The sequence below is a fragment of the bacterium genome (assembly GCA_016708315.1).
Classification (GTDB): domain Bacteria; phylum Zixibacteria; class MSB-5A5; order CAIYYT01; family CAIYYT01; genus JADJGC01.
The window spans coordinates 822790-840923 of the sequence record JADJGC010000023.1 but is presented as its reverse complement, the minus strand read 5'-3'; the positions used below and the strand labels follow the sequence as shown (position 1 = coordinate 840923).

Sequence of the window (18134 nt, the reverse complement as noted above, 5' to 3'; positions counted from 1 at the left end):
AATTACCGCTCCTCCTTCCGGGATAGAAGCAGAAACCAGCCAGCTACAATGAGCATAAACAGCACCAATATAGAGAATACGATACGACGGTCAAATAGAAAAAGAGTAAATGCAAATATTTGCAGGGTTGCCGCTACGGCCCAGAACGTGAGGACTATCTTGAGCTTACCGACTCCGCGTGTTTGAAGCAGGTGAAATGAATGGCGCAAATCGCCTCGCGTGATCGATTTCCCCGTGAATAGGCGTCGAAAGAAGGTTAACACCAGTTCGGCAAGAGGAACACCCAAAGTTAGCAAAGGGACAAACATCGCTACAACCGTGTAGCTCTTAATCGGGCAATAAATTGCCGCAACCGCAAATACGAATCCCAGAGATTGGCTCCCAGAGTCGCCCATAAATGTTGTCGCCTTGGGAAAGTTGTATCTCAGAAACCCTAAGGTTACGGCTATTACCAGAATCGCCATAACCTTCACGACGAGGATATTCAGTGCGATGGCTGTGTAGAGCAGGCCAATTGCCGTCAAAGTCGCCAGTCCTCCGGCGAGTCCATCCATACCGTCCACGAAATTCATCGCGTTCATGATTAGAATCAGCCAGAGGGTCGTTGCCAAGATCGATAAAGGCCAAATCAGATCAATTGACCCATAGAAGGGAATATAGAAAGTGTGGATTTGCAGCCCCCCCGACCACAGAATCAATGCGGCAGTAATCTGAATCGCGAACTTAAATCGCGCACGAAGGGGAGTGAAGTCGTCAATGAGATTCCCGACAAATACAACCAAGTGAGCGGCGAATATCGGGAGCAGAAACGGCTGAAATTCCTTCGCGAATTCAGGCAGTGTCAGAAGCGCAGCGCCCATTCCCAGCCAGAATACTCCGAATATCACCCAACCGCCGACAAATGGCGTCGGCGCCGAATGGCGTTTGCGGCCCTTCGGTATGTCGAGCCAGTTTCTTCTTCGTGCCAGATCGCGCAGTGGCGGTGTGATCGCAAGTGTCAGAAGCAGTGCAGCACCGGCAATAAGCGACATCGTAAGTATCACTTATGACGACTCTCTTTGTTGACGAGTTGGCTCACAGTCACTAATAGGAGATTACCTGCAAGTTGCACTGCCAACCACAAATTGGCGAACTTCTCCGTCGGGTAATGTTTGCGGAAGTACTTCCAGATCGAGAGATGGTGGTGGTACTTCATCTTCAGCCGGTGCTGTTTTGTCGAAGCGCCCCAAATGTGATGAACGCTGATATCGCCCAGATACCATACCGTCTTGCCCAGATCATGGAATTTGCGGCACAAATCGGTATCCTCGACAAACATGAAATACCGCTCGTCGAAACCACCGACCTCTTTGAAAAGCTCGCGCCGCACCAACATGAAGGTCGCAGCCATAGCTTCGACCGGCTTACGTGAATCGTCTGCCGGAAGCGTATAGTCATCACCGCGCTGGATAAATGCTCCGCGCGAAGATTGAATATTCTTATGCGTCGGGAATCTGCGAATGGGCGAATGAGTCTGTCCATCGGGAGAGACGGTCCGCGCCGAGCAGGCTGCCGCATCCGGATTTTCATTCAAGAACTTGACCAGGCGCGGAATGACATTGGAGTCGATGCGGCAATCGGAGTTTGCAAACAACAGGAACGGATTCTCGCTCGCTTCCACTGCGGCGTTGCTGGCTCTGGCAAACCCGAGATTCTCCTCAGAGTCAATGATTCGCACAAAGACGTTTTTGCCGCCGACAGCGAACTTGCCGTTAGGTCTGCAGCCATTGTTGAAGACGATAACTTCGTAATCGATCTGGCGGGTGAATTCCTTGATTGAGTCTATCAAGGCTCGCACAAGTTCAGGCGTGTTGTAGTTGACGACTATAATCGAGACTTTTGTGGAAGGCTCATTCATTTGGCAATGCCAAAAAGTCTCTTCAGGCGATGCGGTATCGATTTGATTCCAAGAAACATGACCATGAACACGGCTTCGTAAATGATCTTCTTCGAGAACTTCGAGTGACCGGCTTCACGCTCGACAAAGATAATCGGGAATTCGCGAATCGTGAATCCCTTGAGCCAGGCGCGGAAGCTCACTTCGATTTGGAATGAGTACCCATTTGAGCGGACAGCCTCGAATTCGAGCGATTCGAGCACTTCACGCCGAAAACACTTGAAACCGCCGGTGGCATCCTTCACCGGCAAGCCTGTGAGGACGCGCGAGTAGAGATTGGCAAAATATGAGATCGCCCAGCGGGTCTTCGGCCAGTTCTCGACGCCTCCGCCCTTTACATAACGGGAGCCGAGCGAGAGATCGCAGGTTTCAATGTTCTTGAGATGGTCTGCCAGGTACTTTGGCTGATGCGAGAAGTCGGCATCCATTTCGAGGATGTAGTCATACTTCTGCTCAATTCCATATTTGAAGCCAGCAGGCCGGTGCCGTCGGGCGAGTTGTCATCAACAATCAAGATTTCGATGCGCGGATCAACCGCGACTATCTGACCGGTGATCTTCTCGACATTGTCTTTCTCGTTGTATGTCGGGAGCAGTACAAGTGCGCGTGCGCTCAAGCTGTCGTTCCTTTCTTGCGGCGTTCATAGAAGAGGCAGCCTGCCAGTCCTGCAATAGAGGCTAGCATTGTTACAATGGTCAGCATCCGTCCAGTCGCAAAGCGGGGCCAATGGTAGTGGAACACCACTTCGTGCGTTCCGGAATCCAATGATACAGCGCGAAACGTGTGGTTAGCAAGCAGCAACTTCTTGTCAACACCATCGACACTGACCTTCCATGCCGGGAAGTAATTTTCTGATACGTACAGGAGACCGGGCGAGTTGAGTGTAACACGATAAACCTGGCGTTCGACTCCGTGCTCGACAATTTCAACCGTTTCGGCAGTGCTCAAAGGCGAAAGCGCCGGTCGTATCTCGGGGTCTTCATAGAGAATCAACTTCTCGCGGAACGGAAACTCCGGGCTGAGCAATGTGCTCAAGTCATCCTGAGTTTGAGATCCGAGAATGTAATCGTGGAATATCACGGCTCTGGGAAGCACATCAGGAATCCGGTACATGACAACTTCATTGTCGTAGGTCTTGACGATGCCGCCCGTTTCGGGCAGTTTCATGCCGCGATCAAACATGGCATACTTCGTATTCGCCAATTGAAACGGCTGATAGTTGAGATTCTGGCCCTCGAACAGGTTCTTGAACGCGAGCCCGCCGATGAATTCATCGTACGTCTTCAACTGCGCGCCGTGATAGCCGACCAGAAGTTCGATTCCGTTCATCGGCAGGAAACTCCGCGAGGCAAAGGTCTGGCGGGTGAAATCCATGACCCGGAACGGTTCGGTCTCCTGCCGCAATTTCTGCACGACCGGAAGATTGGGCGGGAAGTAGCGATTGTACTCGGCAATATCGATGAAGCGGAAATCAACCCGCCACAGGTCCACCAGCGAAAGGAAGATCAATCCAACGACAGCGATTCGCCCAAGTCTGCCGGCAGAATATCCGCTTACCAGATACCAACAAGCCCAACTTATAATCGCAACCAGCCAGAACGAAACTTGAATCGTGCCGATCATGCCGGCCATTGCTTGATAGTTGTCGGGTGACATGTCGGAGTAGAAGATTGACCGGTACATCGACATCATCGACTCGCCGGCCATTGTCGCGAAGAGCGCTTTGACTGTAAATACCGCCGCGACGATGAGAAGCGCTTTGCCGAGTTTGGGGCCAATCGTCGCTTTCTTATCGGTGCGCAAGTTGGTCAAAGCGTCAATGGCAAATGCCGCCAGCAATGCAAATGAGAAACTGAAGAGGAACATGATCATTGAAGGTGCGCGCATCTTTTGGACATTGGGAATGATAGCATAGAATAGATGAAACATCGGCGTCGTTGCACCGAGCGCGTAGATAAGCGCAAACACTCCCAACCCCAATAGGAACCATGTCTCGCGTTTGCGCCACAAGGCGATACAGAGAACACCCAAGAGCAACGGCACAAAGCCGGAATATTCCGTATTGTCCTTAAACGCATTGCGTCCCCAATAAGCGCCGCCATCTTTGCCGTCGTCGACTCCCGCAAACAATGGAATGATTTGGCCGAATGCTTCTTCGGGATGCATTGACCACGAGGTTGCCCATTCGTAGCCGCTTCGTCCCTCGGCGCCCTCGCCGGCTCGCGGCGAAAACTCCGAGATGTATTTGTATCCCGGCCACATCTGAATCGCAGATCCCAGCAGTCCGATCACTACGGCACAAACAAACATCGTGGTAATCAGACCGGTCCGGACGACACCAACCTTGTCTTTGAACATGAAAATGATTCGATACAGCGCGAAGAAGCCCAATGCCCAGAGACTGAAATATGCCATCTGCGGATGGGGCGTGAGTATGATAAATGCAATCGTAAGTCCGAGTCCGAGGAAGTACTTCAACTGGGCCGTGGCAGTGCCGCGATTAAGCAGATGGAACGCCAGTGGGAACAGTGCCGTGACGAACATTTTGCCGTCGTGTCCTGGTGCAACCAGTGAAACCAGATAACCGGAGAACATATATGACACACCAGCGAACGCCGAAGCCAGTCGTGACAATCCAAAACCACGAGCGCACACGTAAGAGAACAATCCCGCCAGCCAAACATGCAGCATCAGGCCGAGTCCAAGCGCCTTGTGCAGCGGGAAGATCATCTTCAGGAAGAATGTCGGCAGATAGAATATGTCGCCGTGGAACGAGTCGACCGGAGGAATTCCGCCAAACAGATACGGGTTCCACATCGGCGGGTGAAGCGGCAGGAATGCGCCTTGATTCTTGAAGAAATCGGTTATGTATTCACGAAAGAAGACACCGGCTTGAATTGTGTCGGATCCTAACAGCATCTCCGACGAAGCTGAGAAAACGAATTTCCAGAAGAGGATGAGCGTGAAAAGAAGGGTGGCGCCGGCGTAGATCCAGAAGAAGTTATTGCTCTCTTCCAATTCACGCACAATGTCGTAGCGACTTTCAGAACGCTCCGATGCCTGTTTTCGTTTTACCATTTTCTCAATCTTTCTACTTTACTCGCCAAGCCAAGACAGTGCAGATAACTTCTCCGAGCATCGACCATAGTCGTGCACCGATGACCGCAATTCCTGCTCGATCAGCGCCGATTATCGGCGCCAACAGGATGATAAGAGCGGCTTCTCGCGCACCAATTCCCGCCGGCAGGACTATCGCCCAATAGCCGACGAGATACGCCAATGTCCAGGCGCCGATGATTTCGACTATACTGAAATCGTATCCGGGTAGGATCGACAACAGAAATAGATAGAAACTGACACCGTACAAATTCCAAGTGACAAAATAAAAGATCAGCACCTTCATTCCCACCTTTTTTTCGAGGCGGAAATCGACCGGTGTCTGCCGCATTAATCGTGTGGCAAAGTTGATGCAGGCGTGAAGCCAACGCGGCTGAAGAAACACCACCAGAAACGCAGCCATTGCGGCCACGCCAACCCAGGCAAATCCAATATAATCCTGGTACTTGGTCGCGGTTTCGAGTACGAACAAGTAGATTACCACAATCAACAACCCCGGGGGAGTCGCAAACAACTGGCTCAATATGAATGAGACTGTCGCTTCTTCCTTGGTGATTCCTTCTTTGGCGGCGAGATAGATCATTCCAAACAACTGCCAAATACGACCGGGAAGATAGCGTCCCAGTTGGGCGAGATAGGCGATCTTGAACGCTTTGTTGTATGTGATCGACTTGCCGAAAAATCCGACTATAGTTGACCAGATAGCTGACTGGGCATAAAGAACCACTTGCATCAGCAGGAGCGATGCAATCAGGAGCCAGTAATTGATCTTCCACTCAGAAGGATTGAACTTGCGAAAACTATCCGCGAATACCGGCGCCATGAAGTAGGCTATTACCGCCAGAATCACGATTTGTATGATTCGATTGAGGATCTTGCTTTTCGTCATAATTGCCACAACTGCTTGACCTTATACCATTTGGCGAGGCGATTGTCAAGCTCGTTGCACCCGACCTTCAAAACGAGTAACCGACCCTGATTATATGGAAGTTGATTCCAGAATTCGGACGTTTTATGCTCGCATTGGAGTGGTGCTGAAACATGTATGCAAAATCAATGAAGTTTGCTCGCCCAATCTCGAAACCAATTCCGGCATGATCGCCAAACTGGAAGTTTGTCGAGAGTACTCTGCGGCGCATCTGAATATCACTGATATAGTGCAAACCGACGCCGATTTCTAAGTACGGTCTGATTGTCTTGGAGCGGGAAGTCCCTTGCAGTCGCAAGATTGGAGTCGCAGAGAGATTGGTGATTTCGCGATCACCCTTCCACATTCCAAACGCCAGTTGACCGACACCAACGACCTCGATCTTGTCGCTTCGCCATAGTCGCGGTTGGAAACTCCATTGAGCGTCGAGACGCAGCAGTTTGGTGTTTTCTATTCCTGCGCCATAGCCGAATTCGACGGCGATCTCGCGGAATCGGAATACACCAGCTGAGCAGTCAGACCACAACGACGAGAGGAACATACTCATCGCGAGCAGCAACGCCGCAGGAAGGAATCGTCTTGACTTTTGCACTATTTAAGTCTATGTTATTCTTCGCAAACAAGCAACAATGCTTGCAACTGGTTTTGACGGACCAGCCGCAAATCTCCCTCACACCGGCGGCCCGAATACCATGGTGTACACCAACTTACACAGAATTACTCAGAACATAACGCGCGTCACTGTATTCCGGAGACGCTTCATGACCGAATACATTAGTTAGACATATTCTTGGAGGAGTTAATGCCCACAGCGACATCGTGGTTGAATCTACTTGGGAAGTGTTTTCATGGTGCCGGAATGGCGATTTTTGCCATTCTGTTAATGACAGGAGTTGCCCTGGGAACGGGTCAACCCGCCACCCAGATTAGCCAGACCAGTTCACCTTTCAGATTGGTCGAAGATAGCCCGACAGAATCGACTGCGAAGTTGCGTATCAGCCAGTCTGATTTTTTTGACCTGCGCTTGGGTGCTGTCGACAGATTCGTCGATGTCCCGGTGCGCGATGGTGAAATTGTCCGGCTGCGCATGGAGCGTTTCTCCATCGGTGCGCCTGACATCAAGTTCTTGATTGGTTCAAGTGCCGGTAGTATTGAAACCGAGCGACCGGACGTCATCATGTATCGCGGCTCTATTGAAGGTGAGCCGAACTCCCACGCCTATCTGGCATTCTCGTCTACCGGCATGTCCTCCGGATACATTCGTACCGGCAGTGGCGAGACTTTCTACATAGCACAAACTCCACAGGAAGCTGTCAAGGGTTGGAACGGCGAGATCATCGTCCATTCGCAGGCGGCCGGTATTGACCTCCCGGATGGCGTTGTTACTTGCGCGGTTGAGCCGCCGTCTGATTTCGAACCGCAGGGATTGGCGAAGCGGATGGCTTTTGCCGGTCGCGGAATGCGTATGGCGAGGATCGCGATTGACACTGATCAAGAGTATTTCCAGATTTTCAATGACCTCTCGTCGGCGCAAAGTTACGCTTTGATCGTCATGGGTGCGGTCAGCGATATCTACATTCGCGACTTCAACATGAAGATGCTCGTCAGCTACGTACGTATTTGGCCATCAGGCGGCGAACCATTCGAAGCTGATAATCTTGGCGGTTTCCGTACTCACTGGGAGTTCTCGGAAGATCCTTCACCATTCAACTACGTTCACCTATTCAGCGGTCGTCGCGACTTGTCATACGGCGGTGTGGCTTATGTCGGCGGCACTTGTTCAGGAAGCGCGACCTATGGAATCAGCGGATTCCTTAATGGCAGTTTCCCGACGCCGTTCAACTCGCCGCGCAATTCTAATTGGGATGTGATCGTCGTCGCGCATGAAATGGGGCACAATTCCGGAACATACCACACCCACAACGGCTATACGCCGACCATCGACGAATGCGGAAACGGCACGCCTTCGCGCGGGTCAATCATGAGCTACTGCCATACTTTTGCAGGATATACAGCCAACACCGACCTTTGGATGCACACCCGCGTCGAAGAAGTTGTCGAGGCTGAGTTTGATGCGCTGAACTGCTATAAATACGACTGCAACAATAATAACATCTCTGACGAAATCGACATCTTATCGGGCAGTTCGTTCGATACAAACAGCGATGGCGTTCCTGATGAATGTCAAGACTGCAACAGCAATTCGATTCTTGACCCGGTAGAGATCGCCGGCGGCGCTCCTGATCTTGATGCCAACGGCATTCCAGATGTTTGCGAAGCCGACTGCAATAACAATAACCGGCCGGATCACTACGACATCTTTCTCGGGTCATCGGCGGACGCCGATGGCAACAACGTCCCGGATGAGTGCGACCCGGACTGCAACAACAACAACGAAAACGACTGGGTTGATGTTGAGAGCGGGACATCCAACGATTTCGATCGCAACGCCATTCCCGACGAGTGTCAGGACTGCAATAATAATAGCATCTCGGACTGGATTGATCTCAAGCGGCAGTACAATCTCTTCGTAGCCGATCAGGTTCAACGCATTCGCGAATTCCACCAAGCAAGCGGATATCCCGTTCGCGACATTTTTCTTGGTGCCGCTACGGCGCCTTACGATGCCGTGTTCAACAACAGCAATCGGCTGTGGGTATCCGACTTCAACGGCAATCGCATCTTCCGAGTTGACGTAGATAGCGCGACCGTATCGACATTTGTAAGCGCTGGATTGGGATCGTTAAGCGCTCCAACATTCATGACCGTTCGGCCCTCGAATGGCAACTTGATCGTGTCATCAAGCGGCAATACCCGCGTCATCGAATACGATCAGGCAACCGGTGCGGTGGTCGCGACCTTGGTTACACCCTCGCATCCGGGTGGACTGTCCCAACCTTATGGCGTCTTGATTAGCCCAAGCGGCACTCTTGTGGTAGCGAGCAGCGGCAGCAATGCGGTGCTCGAGTACAACGCAACTACCGGCGTCTTTATCAGAGTGCTCGTCACTTCCGGTTCTGGCGGATTGAGCCAGCCGCGCGGAATTGCGTATCTGCCAAACGGCGACTTATTGGTGGCAAGTTTTGGATCGAACCAAGTGCTTCAATACAATGGCAGCACCGGAGCGTTCATTCGCGTTTTCAATGACCTGCAGGCGCCTTCAAGTCCATTTGGCGTCAAGGTCGGACCGAATGGAAACGTCTATGTTTCCGAAAACCAACTCGGCGGAAGTACGCCGAGAGTTATCGAGTTCCTGCCTACCGGTCGCTATGTCCGGCGCGTAGTTCGCGGTAATAACTCGGGGCTGGTGAATCCTGCAGGATTCGCATTCCGTCCGGGATCGAGTTTGGATTGCAACCGCAATAACCGCCTTGATGTCTGCGACATTGCGACTTTTGCTTCAGTCGACATGAACTTGAACGGAACGCCCGACGAATGTGAAACGGCTGACACGGATGGCGACGGAGTCGTTGACGGTCTTGATAATTGTCCGGCCCTTGCCAATGCGAGTCAGCAAGATTTGGATTTCGACGGAGTGGGCGATCCGTGTGACAATTGTCCGACAGTACAGAACAAGAATCAGGCAGATTCCGACAGTGACGGTATTGGTGATGCTTGCGACAACTGCCCGACAATTGCCAATCCGCTCCAGGAAAACGCCGATGGTGATTTACAAGGCGACGCCTGCGATGCTTGCGTGAACTCAGGCGATGTCGACATTGATGGTATCTGCGATGACATCGACAACTGCTCGTCGGTTGCCAACCCGAATCAGGCAGATTCCGATTCTGACGGAATGGGTGACGTCTGCGATGTCTGTCCGCTTGACAATGTCAATGATGTCGATGGCGACGGTGTCTGCGGCAACATCGACAATTGTCCTTCAATTCAGAATCCCAGTCAAGCCGATTTCGACAGCGACGGCAGAGGTGACTTGTGCGACAACTGTCCTGATATTGCCAATCCCGGTCAAGAAGACGCCAACAGCAACGGCGTTGGCGATGCTTGTGAAGCTCTTTGCGGCGATGTTGATGCCAGCGGCAGTGTGACGATTTCAGACGTGGTCTACCTGATCAACTTCATCTTTGGCGGCGGCCCGAATCCGGATCCGAATGCGGCTGATGTTGACTGCACAAACACGATAACGATCTCAGACGTCGTCTATTTGATCGCTTATGTATTTGGCGGCGGCCCCAGCCCATGTGCCTCCTGTCCATAGGTCTTGGAGTTTGAAATCTAAGTAATCATTTTATGGGCGGCCCAAGTGCCGCCCATTGGTTTTGTTGGAGCATTACTCAGGGAAGATCTTTTGCGGAAGTTCTCAAAGAAGACCGGCATACCATTGCGACGCGGCGAACGCTCCTTGCGTCCGAAATTGCCAGCGCCTTCTGTTGAGAACAAGGCTGGCCGACCGGTGCGGTCGCGCTTGGAAAAGTGCTGTGCGGAGTTTCTGGCGGAGCGTAACATCAAATTCATCTATGAGCCGCTGTTGTTACTCTCAGGAAAGCAATATCGCCCCGATTTCTACCTACCCGACTACGGACTCTTCATTGAAATCTGCGGATTCACCCACATGCCGTTTTACCGCGATCGCGTCGAGCTCAAGCAGAAGGTCTATACTGCCCAGGGACTACGCTGTCTATTCATCGAGGCCCGCTCGGAGAAATCGCTCAAGGATCAGCTCGCCACAGCTCTCTTTTCAGCTGCGCCACTTCCGACCTAAGAAAAACACTACAATTCATTAAACATTGCCGGCTCTTGCTCGTATTTATGTAAGTACTTACGTAAATAGATCTCATTGGTCGTACTGGGTTTGGCCTAGTTCATTTCGAGTGGAGGCAACAGTGTTTCGTTGGTTAACAGCTATTAGTTTGATTGTAGGGCTCTTCAGTTCGGTTGCGCTTGAGGCGGCTATTCACTCCGTACCAAGCTCTTATCCTACAATTCAGGCTGCGATAGACGCCTGCGGATTTCAGGACACGGTAATTGTCTCAGACGGCTATTACTACGAGAACATAAATTTCCGCGGTAAGCTCATCGTCGTCGCCAGCGAATTTGTGATCGACGGCGATCCGGCCCACATTTCCAACACTGTAATTGACGGCAGTCAACCGGCGCACCCGGACACCGGCAGTGTGGTTATCATTGGATCAGGAGAACTGGACGGGACAGCGTTGATTGGTTTCACTATTACGGGAGGCACAGGCACACTCTGGTTTGATATTTCCGACAGTCAGATTTACAATGAAGGCGGCGGCGTCCTGCTTGAGTCCAATGCGACCGTGATGTACAATCTCATCATCTACAACCAAGCGATTCACAAACCTGGCGGAACTACCGAGGCGGGAGGCGGCGGAATTCGCGCCGGCTTCGGCTCTCCGAAGATTCGCAACAATGCGATTATGTGGAATGAAGGACGCTATGGCGGGGGATTGGTGTGCTTTCACGCGGACGCCGTGATACAAAACAACGTCTTCTTTCGCAACTCGGGCGGCGAAGCATTTGGCGGCGCAGGAGTCTGGATATGGAACAATCCGGTTCAGTCAATACTTGAGAACAACACCATTGTCTATAATAGTTCCGCTTCGACCGGAGGCGGACTCTCGGTACAGGGAACAACGGTTCTGGCAAGAAACAACATTATCTATGGCAATACGGGAGGACAGATTGCCGGATCGCCGACCGTTTCTTTCAGTTGTGTTCAGGGAGGATTTGCCGGCACCGGGAATATCAATGCGAACCCGATGTTTATGGCACAAGGATTCTACCTTCAGAGTGGATCGCCTTGCATCGATGCCGGAAACTCAACGCCGACCTTTAACGATCCCGAACATCCCGACAGCACCGGAGTCGCTCTCTGGCCGTCGCGAGGCGGGCTGCGAAATGACATGGGCGCGTTTGGCGGACCGGCTCGCGCTGACCTGCCGTGGAACCTGACCGATCTCGATGTGGATGGCGCGCACGATCTCAATGACAATTGCAGACGATTGAGCAATCCCACGCAGAGCGATCAGGACAGCGACGGACCCGGCGATGAATGCGACAACTGCCCGGCAGTTGCTAATGCCAACCAGTCTGATTTAGACAGTGACGGCGTAGGCGACTTGTGCGATCCCGATGCCGATGGGGACGGATTGTCGAATGTCGATGACAATTGTGACTTCGTAGTTAACCCGGGTCAGGAAGATGGCGACGCCGATTCTACGGGTGATGTTTGCGACAACTGCATAAGCACCGCAAATGCAGAGCAGTTTGATGAAAATCACGACGGAGTCGGCGATGCATGTGACGGCCGATTGCATATTCAGAGTTACATGCTTCCAAATGGCTACAAGGGTGTCCCATACAATTATCAATTCACTGCAATCGGCGGCACGACACCGTACACATGGACTTTCTTTGGTGGAGACTTGCCGTTTGGATGTGTCTTCAATGGGGGTGCTGCGGGAACCGTATCCGGAACACCCACATTTAGTGCGACATACCTATTCGGTATCTCAGTTCAAGATGCTGGTGCAATACCCTTGAAAGACACGATCTTTGTTTCCGTGACCATAGTCGATCCGCCATACATCTGCGGAGATGCCGACAATAGCGGATCGGTCACCATTTCTGACGCAGTATACTTGATCAATTACATTTTCTCGGGCGGGCCGGCACCAAATCCGATCGATTCAGGTGATACAGATTGTTCGGGGCTGGTGACAATTTCGGATGCGGTTTACCTAATCAGTTACATTTTCTCAGGCGGGAGCGTGCCGTGTGCCGCCTGTCCATAGCGGGCAAGATTACTACATCTCGAGCTGATGTTGTGAGGACGTTGATCAGTGTCGAGACTAAGCCGGGCGGATCACAAGTCTGCCCGGTTCACTTTTGTGGGAAATGATGATTCTGGATTGCCGAGACTACTTGGCTTCCAGCTCCAGCAGTTCTTTCTTCGCCTTTTTGAGTTTCTTGTAAAGGTGATCAATCTGCTTGTGATCCGGCTGCGGTCGTTTCTGTGCCTGCGCGTATTCTGTTTCGAGATTCTCGATCTCGCGCTTTAGGGCAGCTATCTTGTTTGCCATTCTTGGCTCCTCTCTTCTATAGCACCGTCGGCCGGTGCGAATCTACGAGGCGTGACTTTCAATGTATTCTACGGCGCGACGAAGTCGTGCGACAACTCGTTCCTTGCCGATAGCTTCAAGCATACCAAAGAGCGACGGCCCTCCGGTCACACCGCTGGCTGCCAGTCGGGTCGGGTGAATCAAGACCGCGGGTTTTACGCCCAATTCTTCGGCAAGACTACGAAGGGCAGCTTCAGCCGAATCGTGCGTGAAATCGCTGATTGCTGCGAATTTCTCGGCGAGTTTTGTCATGTGAACCGCGGCGTCTTTTGTGAATGCCTTTTGGGCGCCTTTTTCATCATACTGGAAGTTGTCGACAAAGAAGTAAGTGCAGGCCGGCACGAACTCCGTGACAAGTTTGCAGCGCTCTTTCAGCATTCCCATGATCTTCATCAACCATTGCCAGCGAGTCTCCAAGTAATACTTCGTCGTGAGTCCGGCTTCGACTAACAACGGCGCGACCATTTCCGCCAGCTGATGATCGGTCTTCTCCATGATGTATTGGCCGTTTAGCCACGTCAGTTTTTCCGGATTGAAAATTGCGTTCGAAGCGTTAATGCCTTCGAGAGCAAACGCATCGATCAGTTCCTGTCGCGTCATCTTCTCGCGATCATCTTTTGGCGACCAACCCAGCAACGCCAGGAAATTCAGAATCGACTCAGGCAGATAACCCTCGTTTTGGTACTCATCAACACTCTTGTCGCCTTTACGTTTCGAGACCTTGGTTTTGTCCGGGCGAAGTATCAACGACAGGTGTCCGAAGATCGGCAATTGCCAGCCGAACGCCTGATAGATTTCTTTCTGCAGGAAGGTATTGGTAATATGATCGTTGCCGCGAATTACATGCGTAATGCCCATGTCGTGATCATCCATCACGACGGCAAAATTGTAGATCGCGTTGCCATCGGTCTTGAGGATGATGAAGTCATCGAGGTCGTGATAGTCTTTTTCCATTTTGCCAAGCACGACATCATCAAAATGCGCAATGCCGCTCAGCGGGAGCTTCAGCCTGATGACAAATGGTTTGCCTGCGGCGAGATTTTCAGCGACTTGTGATTCAGATAAGTCGCGGCAAGTGCGTTCATAGTGATAGTCAGTCTTGGCAGCTTGAGCGGCTTCGCGCTTGCGTTGTAAATCTTCGGCAGAGCAAAAACAGCGATAGGCTTTGCCCATTTCAACCAACTGATGAGCAAACGGACCGTAGGTGTGCAGACGAGTTGATTGGTAAACGATCTCTTCGTCCCAGTTCAGTCCCAGCCAACGCAATCCATTGAGGATGACATCGACAAATTCCGTTTTCGATCGCTCCTGGTCGGTATCCTCGATACGAAGGAGAAACTTGCCGCCGTGATGGCGGGCGTAAAGCCAATTGAATATTGCTGTGCGCGCAGTGCCGACGTGGAAATATCCGGTCGGCGAAGGTGCAATTCGCACGCGGACTTGATTTGAATTCATAGTCGATAATCCTGTGATGGTTCGGTTGGAGTCTGGTCGTCCGGCGGTTGAGTCGACGGCGGTTCCGGTTGTGGTGCGGGAGGAGTTGTCGGTATTGGCGCAGGGACTGGTGCGATTGGCGCCAGAGTGGTGGTCGACTCAATAATGGAAGCGAAGTCCAGTTCGAGTCCGCCCATTGTTCTTGCCGAGAAATTGTAAACGACCACCAGTATAAATGCGAAAATGGTGTTGATTATCGCGGCGAAGAAAGCAACGAAGAACGGGACAAATATCGCTAATACCCCGAACATACTGGACAATTGGTCAAACTCGCTGTCGCGAAATGCTGCCGAAGGCATTGATGAGATCATGAGCAACAGGAGGGCGTAGAAGCAGCCGACGATAAAGCCGAACACGAGGTTGATCAGGAAGGAGATCTTGATCGTCGCCCAGAGCGAAATTCGTTTTAGTTCCAGTTTCATTTCAACTCCTTGATAATCCGCACGATACGTGGTTTCGCCAACGCCAGCAAGCGGTTTTTGGCTGACGGGAACCAATCGGGGCATGCTCGATAGGCTTATGGAACAGGAGGTCAAGTTTCTTGTTAGAAGGGTGATTAGAGGTTATATTCCCACGCAAGGACGTCGAAGTATATGAATATGAAGAAAGTTGCAATGATAGCGGTTCCAAGCGTTGTGCTGGCAGGCGCCGGTTACGCTTACTACTATTTTATTGGTTGCCGAACGGGCACCTGAATGCTGACTTCGTCGCCGGTGGCGTCAACAGTTTATGGAGCAGTCTTCGGAGCCTTATTAGGTGCCTGGTTCAGCGAGGGAAAGGTTTAGCATGCCGATTTATGAATATTCCTGCAAGGAATGCGGTCGCAAGTTCGATTTGTTAGTTACGAGCGAACGATATGCGGATGAGCAACACTGTCCGCATTGTGCCTCAGATCGCCTGGAAAGACTTTTCTCGACATTTGCATCGGGTGGCAGTAAAGCGAAGTCCTCCGGTTGCGGATGCGGGAAATCCAAGTATTCCTGACAGTAAGAAATCAGCGGGCGGTCGCTCGCGTTACCAAGAGTATTGAAGCCTCGGTTAATGCCGGGGCTTTCTTATTTGTGGAGATTATGTCGTTGCTGCAATCGGGATACGACCGGTCGATTCGTGTGCCGTAGCCGGATCGGCGATTGGGACGGTAATTGTGATAGTTGCACCGGCATTCGGCTGGGAATCGACGACGATGTTTCCGCCGTGGTTACGGATGACCTTGCGAATAACTGTCAGCCCGAATCCGTGGCCATGCTCTTTCGTGGTGAATCGATCGCGGAACGCTTTCTGCAGATTTTCCTGGCTGAATCCACAACCATTGTCGACTACGACGAGGGCAAATTCGTGTTTTTCCTTGTCGTACTTGGTTGTGAGCTTGATTTGTCCGTCGCGCCTGTCGGCGCCGATGGCGTCAGCGGCATTATTGAGCATGTTGTAGAGAACTTGTTGAATCTGCGACTGATCGATCAAGACCGGCGGCAAGTTCAGATCGAGGTCGAGATCAATGATGATCTTTCCGAAGCGTTTCTGATGGCGCGCAAATGTGACGATTTCGTTAATCATGACATTCAGATCGGCGGTGTGCCTCTTCGTGTCAAGCTTGCCGGCATCCGAAAGCGAATTCGTGAACTTCTCGAACTTGCCAATATTTTTCTTCACGTTCTCCAGGTACTTCACTGAAGTTTCCGGATAGGTGCCAGCCGCCTTCATTTCGAACAATTCGACGTTGGAGAGAATGATCGCGATGAAGTTGTTGAGTTCATGGGCGATTTCAGAAGACATCATGCCTTGAGTAGCTGCGCGTTCGAGTCCGACGAGATGATCCTTGAAATCCTCGAGACGGCTCATGGCGTCTCGTGCCTCTTGCAGCAGGATCAGGTTATCAAGCGAAATGGAACTCAAACTGAGCAGTACCGTCAGCATCTGTCGATCCACTTCATTGACGGTCATCTCTGCATCAGTGCGGACCACCAGTATCAGTTTCAGTTTTTCGGTTGCAGGCAACGAGAAGAAGCAAAGAGTGCCCTTGCCGGCGCGCAGTGCTTCGCAAATATGGGAGCATGATTCATTGGAAGAAAGCTGCGAGAGAAATGGATGGCGATCGATGCTGCCGGAATATTCTGTTTCACCGCCTTCGATTAGATCACGCGGGAAATTGCTGATTGGAAAACCATCTATTGTAGCGTTGATGATGTTTCCGTCGCTCTTTCCCATCGTAATGCGCAGTTGGTCGGCGCCCTTGTTATGGAAGAAGACCAGGCCTTCCTGCAGACTGAAATGGAATAAGGCAAAACGAAGAATTAACCCAGTCAGAGATTCGGCATCGCCGGTGGTGTAGAGTGCACCCATCAATTCGGAGAGATGCTGGAGGCCGTTGGAACCCTGCTTCTTCTGAATCTCTTTGCGTTTGGCGTATGCGGCATTGACGGAATTGCGAATTTCGGGAAGCTCGAACGGCTTCATGATGTAGTCGTAAGCGCCGGTCGCGATTGCTTTCTTAGCGGTCTCAACATCGGCATAACCGGTCATGAAGAGAATCCCGATCTCCGGATCGGCCTCGAGCGCCTTCTTAGCCAGAGTGATGCCATCCATCTCCGGCATCTTAATATCAGTCAGAAGGAAATCAAATTTCTCCGAGCTGATCAGACGCAGAGCTTCCTTGGGAATAGAGGTAGACGAAATCGTATGCCCGACGGTTGAGAGAGCGTCGCTGGCAAAATGGAGTACAATTTCTTCGTCGTCTACAATTAAGATTCGAGCACTTTCGCTGGCGATTTTGTCGCTCCTTGCTTCGATGCGCTTTTTGAAGCGGCGATTTCTTCGACCCGCTGTAATACCGCTCGAAGTTCTGCCAAATCGAACGGTTTGCAAATGGTGCCGACGACAGCCTGGTTGAGTGTCGCGTGGCTTAACTTGTCTGGATAGCTGTCAGTAACGATTACGAATGTGGCCGGATCGGTTTCATGCACTTTCTTCGCGGTTGTGAGACCATCCTGCCGCGGCATATGCATGTCCGTAAAGACCAGATCAAAATGTTGTTTGGCAACCATCTCAACCGCTTCGATGCCATTGGTGGCCTTGTCGACCACATAGCCGTCGTTGCGCAGTACATCCACTAATAGATCGCGGATGATCTCCGTGTCGTCAACGACGAGAACGCTGCGAATTTGGCGGTTGCCGTGATTCATCATGATCCTACTGCCGCGTGCACAGCCTTTCGAATTTGTTCAATTGAAAAAGGCTTCTTGAGAAAGTCACTGGCGCCGGCCTGTATACATTCAGAGGCTGTCTGAAGCGAGGCGTAGCCGGTGACTACAATGACCTTAATTGACTTGTCAGTTTCCTTGATCTTTTTCAGCAGTGTCAAGCCGTCCATTCCGGGCATCTTGAGGTCGGTAATGACGAGCCCAACCGGGTTGTTGCTGATCATCAACAGCGCTTCATCGCCGTTATGTGCCCCAAGCGGCTCCTGCGTCGAAAAGACTTCGAGCAGGAACTCCCGCATAACTTCCTCATCATCAACGACTAAAATCTTTCTAGTGTCCGTCATGATTTATAGGTC

Annotated in this window: 14 protein-coding genes and 1 pseudogene; 4 read left to right on the top strand and 11 right to left on the bottom strand. The window is 51.6% G+C overall.

The window, feature by feature from the left end:
• Positions 1 to 2: 2 nt before the first annotated feature.
• The 6 genes and pseudogenes from IPH59_15965 to IPH59_15940 form a co-directional block, all read right to left on the bottom strand.
• Entirely contained in the window at positions 3 to 1043 is a 1041-nt protein-coding gene (locus IPH59_15965) for an undecaprenyl/decaprenyl-phosphate alpha-N-acetylglucosaminyl 1-phosphate transferase (GenBank protein MBK7093183.1), read from the bottom strand.
• Positions 1040 to 1897: a glycosyltransferase family 2 protein gene (locus IPH59_15960; GenBank protein ID MBK7093182.1), complete on the bottom strand. Its 858-nt coding sequence runs from the start codon at positions 1895 to 1897 to the stop codon at positions 1040 to 1042. Before IPH59_15960 ends, IPH59_15965 begins: the two co-directional genes overlap by 4 nt.
• Positions 1894 to 2552, bottom strand: a pseudogene (locus IPH59_15955) (polyprenol monophosphomannose synthase). Before IPH59_15955 ends, IPH59_15960 begins: the two are co-directional and overlap by 4 nt.
• Complete coding sequence (locus IPH59_15950) at positions 2549 to 5014, bottom strand: hypothetical protein (protein MBK7093181.1); 2466 nt, start codon at positions 5012 to 5014, stop codon at positions 2549 to 2551. The pseudogene IPH59_15955 and the gene IPH59_15950 overlap by 4 nt, the downstream one beginning before the upstream one ends.
• Positions 5015 to 5027: 13 nt before the next feature.
• Positions 5028 to 5942 carry a flippase-like domain-containing protein gene (locus IPH59_15945; GenBank protein ID MBK7093180.1) on the bottom strand — a complete coding sequence of 305 codons (915 nt, stop codon included), beginning with the start codon at positions 5940 to 5942 and terminating at the stop codon, positions 5028 to 5030.
• Positions 5943 to 6009: 67 nt separating this feature from the next.
• Entirely contained in the window at positions 6010 to 6573 is a 564-nt protein-coding gene (locus tag IPH59_15940) for an acyloxyacyl hydrolase (GenBank protein MBK7093179.1), read from the bottom strand.
• A gap of 210 nt (positions 6574 to 6783) precedes the next feature.
• Here IPH59_15940 and IPH59_15935 point away from each other — a divergent pair, with 210 nt between their 5' ends.
• The 3 genes from IPH59_15935 to IPH59_15925 all read left to right on the top strand — a co-directional run bounded on the left by IPH59_15935 (position 6784) and on the right by IPH59_15925 (position 12760).
• Positions 6784 to 10200, top strand: coding sequence for a thrombospondin type 3 repeat-containing protein (locus IPH59_15935; GenBank protein ID MBK7093178.1), 3417 nt, complete (start codon positions 6784 to 6786; stop codon positions 10198 to 10200).
• A gap of 90 nt (positions 10201 to 10290) precedes the next feature.
• Positions 10291 to 10704 (top strand): hypothetical protein, encoded by a 414-nt coding sequence (locus IPH59_15930; GenBank protein MBK7093177.1) that lies wholly within the window; start codon positions 10291 to 10293, stop codon positions 10702 to 10704.
• A 121-nt stretch (positions 10705 to 10825) separates the two neighbouring features.
• Positions 10826 to 12760, top strand: coding sequence for a thrombospondin type 3 repeat-containing protein (locus IPH59_15925; GenBank protein MBK7093176.1), 1935 nt, complete (start codon positions 10826 to 10828; stop codon positions 12758 to 12760).
• Between the two features lie 126 nt (positions 12761 to 12886).
• On the opposite strand, the gene IPH59_15920 is transcribed toward IPH59_15925, so the two are convergent.
• From IPH59_15920 to IPH59_15910, 3 genes are read right to left on the bottom strand one after another with little or no spacing between them, the layout of a single operon-like run.
• Positions 12887 to 13048: a hypothetical protein gene (locus IPH59_15920; GenBank protein ID MBK7093175.1), complete on the bottom strand. Its 162-nt coding sequence runs from the start codon at positions 13046 to 13048 to the stop codon at positions 12887 to 12889.
• A 42-nt stretch (positions 13049 to 13090) separates the two neighbouring features.
• Positions 13091 to 14542, bottom strand: coding sequence for a glutamate--tRNA ligase (locus IPH59_15915; protein ID MBK7093174.1), 1452 nt, complete (start codon positions 14540 to 14542; stop codon positions 13091 to 13093).
• Positions 14539 to 15003: a DUF3566 domain-containing protein gene (locus tag IPH59_15910; protein ID MBK7093173.1), complete on the bottom strand. Its 465-nt coding sequence runs from the start codon at positions 15001 to 15003 to the stop codon at positions 14539 to 14541. Before IPH59_15910 ends, IPH59_15915 begins: the two co-directional genes overlap by 4 nt.
• A gap of 364 nt (positions 15004 to 15367) precedes the next feature.
• Here IPH59_15910 and IPH59_15905 point away from each other — a divergent pair, with 364 nt between their 5' ends.
• On the top strand, positions 15368 to 15565 hold the full coding sequence (locus tag IPH59_15905) for a zinc ribbon domain-containing protein (GenBank protein MBK7093172.1): 198 nt from the start codon (positions 15368 to 15370) through the stop codon (positions 15563 to 15565).
• Between the two features lie 84 nt (positions 15566 to 15649).
• Here IPH59_15905 and IPH59_15900 read toward each other — a convergent pair whose 3' ends face one another.
• Together IPH59_15900 and IPH59_15895 are read right to left on the bottom strand one after the other, a co-directional pair.
• A complete protein-coding gene (locus IPH59_15900) occupies positions 15650 to 17443 on the bottom strand; it encodes a response regulator (protein MBK7093171.1) in 1794 nt (597 codons plus the stop codon).
• A 316-nt stretch (positions 17444 to 17759) separates the two neighbouring features.
• On the bottom strand, positions 17760 to 18122 hold the full coding sequence (locus tag IPH59_15895; GenBank protein MBK7093170.1) for a response regulator: 363 nt from the start codon (positions 18120 to 18122) through the stop codon (positions 17760 to 17762).
• Positions 18123 to 18134 lie beyond the last annotated feature (12 nt).